Annotated in this window: 4 protein-coding genes; all 4 read left to right on the top strand. The window is 49.7% G+C overall.

What is annotated here, in order from left to right; all coding sequences use genetic code 11:
• The first annotated feature begins 151 nt into the window (after positions 1 to 151).
• Positions 152 to 1,006, top strand: coding sequence for a DNA-formamidopyrimidine glycosylase (gene mutM / locus Q0294_RS05595; RefSeq protein WP_299461751.1), 855 nt, complete (start codon positions 152 to 154; stop codon positions 1,004 to 1,006).
• Positions 1,007 to 1,195: 189 nt separating this feature from the next.
• On the top strand, positions 1,196 to 2,923 hold the full coding sequence (locus tag Q0294_RS05590) for an ATP-binding protein (RefSeq protein WP_299461749.1): 1,728 nt from the start codon (positions 1,196 to 1,198) through the stop codon (positions 2,921 to 2,923).
• Between the two features lie 94 nt (positions 2,924 to 3,017).
• A complete protein-coding gene (gene rlmB / locus Q0294_RS05585; RefSeq protein WP_299461747.1) occupies positions 3,018 to 3,782 on the top strand; it encodes a 23S rRNA (guanosine(2251)-2'-O)-methyltransferase RlmB in 765 nt (254 codons plus the stop codon).
• A gap of 392 nt (positions 3,783 to 4,174) precedes the next feature.
• A partial coding sequence (locus Q0294_RS05580) for an NAD-dependent epimerase/dehydratase family protein (RefSeq protein WP_299461753.1) occupies positions 4,175 to 4,289 on the top strand: 115 nt, incomplete at its 3' end.

Here is a 4,289-nt window from a genome sequence, read left to right as displayed (position 1 = left end):
CCAACGTCAAGCGTAATCTTAAATTTCTTGGTCTTCCTATTTCAGCTGACCTCTGACATCGAAAGAACAGCTACAAGTAGTAGAATAGAAACACATCGTTCAAAAAGTTTGACAGCGTAAAATCAACACAATTGTCGCAGAAGGAAAATTCGTGCCAGAGCTACCGGAAGTGGAGACAATGGTCCGCGGGATTCGTGAATCGGTGGAAGGTCGTCTGATTAGCGGATTTCAGGAATGTCCGTGCCCCTGCAAGCCGATCGCGATGACGCCTGGCATTAAAGCCATTCGTACACGGGTCTTAAATCAAAAGATCATCGCCGTCCGGCGTCTGGCGAAACGTGTGATCCTGGATCTGGAGAACTCAGATTCGTTTGTGATTGAACCGCGGATGACTGGACTGATGTTACTGTCGGATCCACCGGACACCGGTCACCTGAGACTGGAATGGCTCTTACAAAAAGGGAGATCGAAGATTTCCCTCTGGTTCTGGGACCGGCGCGGGCTGGGAACCGTGCGCCTGTTTCGGAAATCGGAACTGGAGACTGCATTAGGGCCGCTCAAACTGGGCCCGGATGCATTGGCCATCTCGGTAAAGGAACTCAAGCAACGCTGCTCTGAGACCAGCCGCGCGATTAAGGTGGCCTTGCTGGATCAAAAAATGATTGCCGGCATCGGGAATCTGTATGCCAGTGAAATTCTCCACTTAAGCCGGATTCACCCGGAGCAGGCTGCGAATCGACTGACAGACTCCGAAGTACAGGAGATGCACAAAGCGCTGAACCGGATTTTGAAAACCGCCATTCGTTATGAAGGTTCGACGCTCGGCGATGGCACTTATCGCAACGCATTGAATCAATCCGGCAGCTATCAGAACCAGCATCAGGTCTACGGCCGGGAAGGAAAAGGTTGCCCTGCCTGTAAAGGGGCTTCCATCATACGCATGGTTCAGGCACAGCGTTCCACCTTTTACTGTCCGTGTTGTCAGGTAAAAAATGATCGTATTTGACTTAAGATCAGCGTCAGCAGAGTACTGTTGGCGTCAATGACGTTTAATGTAATCTCACTAATTTCGGTGAATTGCGGGCAGATTCAGGGAATCTTACTTTTCTATTCAGACGATTTTGGCTTAAGATCAGTGAATGTAACGAGGCTTGCGCCCTTCCTCTCAATCTGATTCATTGGCTGCTGGAACTTCATGTCGTATCGTGCTTTCAAAAAACTGCTGGGTGAAACCAACCTCGAACGAAAGTGCCGCTTTCTGTTTGGCGGCGGTTTGATGGTATTGATTACCGCCAGTTTTTCCTTGAATACCTGGTTGAACAATCAGGTGCTCGACGACCAGAACATTACCTCAGCCCGGTTACTTGTGGCTCCGATCATTCTGGAAAAGCATTGGAAATGGTCCGAATCCAACGACCAGTACATCCTGCTGATTGAAAAAATGGCCCAGTCGGTCAAGCCGAAAGATCTGGGCGACTACAGTTGGGCCGTGTTCAAAGCCAACCCGTCCAATGCCGATTCCAAAGAACGCCCCATCGACAGTGATGGATATGAAGCGCTGGAACGGATCAAGCAGGGGGAGTCGGAAATTTTTTACCGCGACGACAGCGAGGGAAAGTTTCAATACTATGGCGCGATCCATGCTACCGAATCATGCGTTGCCTGTCACCGACTTCGCGACGACCCGGATTTAGAGGTCGGCGGCTTGATCGGGATTGTGAATATTCGTTTTCCTTTGCAGAAAGTGGAACAGGCCTTGGCCTGGAATAAAGCTATCAATCTGGCTTCCGCGATCATCACCGCGTTTCTTGCCATGCTGGCCGCTTATGCCATTGTGCGTTATGTGATTGTCAAACCGGTTTTGCATTTGAAAGATGTCAGCGATCAAATCGCGCAAGGCAATCTCGATTTAAGAGCCGACATTCGTACGGGAGATGAATTCGAGGAACTGAGTTATGCCTTCAACCGCATGTTACGCCATCTGGTGACCGTTCAGGAAGAATTGAGAACCGTCAACACCGACCTGGATACGAAGGTGGATGAGTTAGCTCAGGTCAACCTGCGGCTGTATGAAATGAATAAAATGAAAGATGAGTTCCTGGCGACAATGAGTCATGAACTACGCACCCCGTTGAACAGCATTCTCGGATTCAGCGATCTGCTGGCAAACGCCAGTAACATGGAAGACAAGCAGAAACGTTATGTCAGCAACATCCAGATGTCAGGTAAAAATCTGCTGGTCTTGATTAATGATGTGCTCGATCTTGCCAAGATCGAAAGCGGCAAAATGGAATTACAGCTCTCGGAAATCGCGATTGCCGATCTGATCGAACGTCGGGTGGGCACGATGTTGCCTCTGGCGGATAAGAAAAATATTGAAATGACGTCAGAGATCGACCCTGCAATTCCCATTCTGTTCCAGGACTCTATCAAGATTCAACAGATTCTGAATAACCTGATCTCGAACGCCATCAAATTTACTCCGGAAGGAGGCCGCGTTCACGTCTCTGCGACTCTTTGCACCGATGATCCAGAGCTGATGGACATCGTCGTAGAAGATACGGGGATCGGAATTCCCCTCGATGAGCAGGAACACATTTTCGAAAAATTCCGACAGGGCAGATCTTCTTCTGAAACCAGGGACGCCTTAACCCGTTCCTATGAGGGAACCGGTTTGGGACTTTCCATTATACGTGAACTTTCGAAGTTGCTTGATGGTGAAGTTTTTCTCGAAAGCGAATTTGGTCGGGGGAGCAAGTTTACTGCCAGACTGCCTGTGAAGATGAGTATTTCAGGCGATCATTTGCTTTCCAGCCTGGATGACACGGCTGTCGGGATGAATCGCATCAAATCTTCAGACCTGGTTGCATACGCACAGGAAAAACTCGCAGATAACAAACATTCTGAGACGCGCACTCCTTGAATCTGACGAATAGAGTGCCTAATCTTTGCTTTCCGACCAGCTGTTTTGCTGTTCATTGCTCTTGTCCCGGTCGCTGATACAGGAAGATTTTGTTGTGTCTCTGGAGTTAAAAAATCCCCATAGCGTTCAAGCCGCCTTGCGGACCCGTCCCATCGATGTGATTGAGGTACGTCTCACGGCGGGTTCGACTCAGGGAAACTGGGGTGATGTGGCGGACGAAGCACGCAGTCACGGAATTCCCGTCGTGATGAAAAAGTCGGCCCCGCAGCAGATGAAACGCAGGCAGTCGGAAGATCAGGGACGTCGCACCGCCGGTTCGGTGGCTTTAGTCAAACCGCGTACTCCGTCCTCGTTGGGAGCCCTGTTTGCAGCAGAGGAAGAGGGGGCAGCAGCGAACGGTCTCTGGCTGGCGCTGGATTGTATTCAGGATCCGCATAATATCGGTGCGATTTTTCGTACCGCTGCCTTTTTCGGCGTGAAAGGCATTATCCTCACCAAAGACCGTTCTGCACCAATCAACGCCACCGTTTACGATGTTGCTTCGGGGGGGATGGAAGCGGTTCCCTTTGCTATGGAAACCAATTTGAGCCGGTCGATCTCAGACGCGAAAAAAAACGGAGTCTGGGTCATGGGGACGTCCGAGCATGCGGAAGACGATGTCTCTGCATTCAGTCAGGATCGCCCCTGGATGGTGGTCATTGGAAACGAAGAAAAGGGACTCAGGCGACTCACGCTGGAATTGTGTGATGTCGTTTGTCGTCTATCGCCGACCGGCGGCATTGTGGATTCGTTAAACGCTTCTGTGGCCGCCGGGATTATGATTGCCCGATTTTCTCCCTTTGGCCCCGGCATGAAATAAGCCCTCGCGCGGATTACACGAAATTCATCCGATAATGGGCGCAATCATCAAAATGTCGATGACCGCTACAATACTTTTTTCGTGTATCGATTAGAGCGGATTTACCCATTATCTCTCTGCACTTCCATTCATTTCGAATGCGTGCCAGGCGTTTCGGCTGAGCATTATTTTGGTTGTACGGGAAATGCCTGTTTATAATACGGAATAAGGTCTTCGGCTGGGGATGTTCGATAATTTCTAAGAGGAATACTGGGAAATCATATCATTTTCCATGCGAAAGAAATGCTACATTGAAGTTATCGAAATGGGTGTTTCCGAAATTACCGGACGCAGGTGTCTGCTGATTTCCTGTGTGAGCCCGGAAAAATGATATCAACGCGGGGATTTAAAACGTGACAAATTATCTAGTTACCGGCGGCGCCGGGTTTATTGGTTCTCATCTGGCGACCCGTCTGGTGAAAGACGGTCATACCGTACGCGTGTTCGACAATTTATGTACCGGCGATC

Origin of the sequence: uncultured Gimesia sp. (assembly GCF_937919775.1) — a bacterium.
Taxonomy (GTDB): Bacteria; Planctomycetota; Planctomycetia; order Planctomycetales; family Planctomycetaceae; genus Gimesia.
Note: the sequence above shows the minus strand (reverse complement) of the source record. Positions and strands in the feature narration are given on the sequence as shown.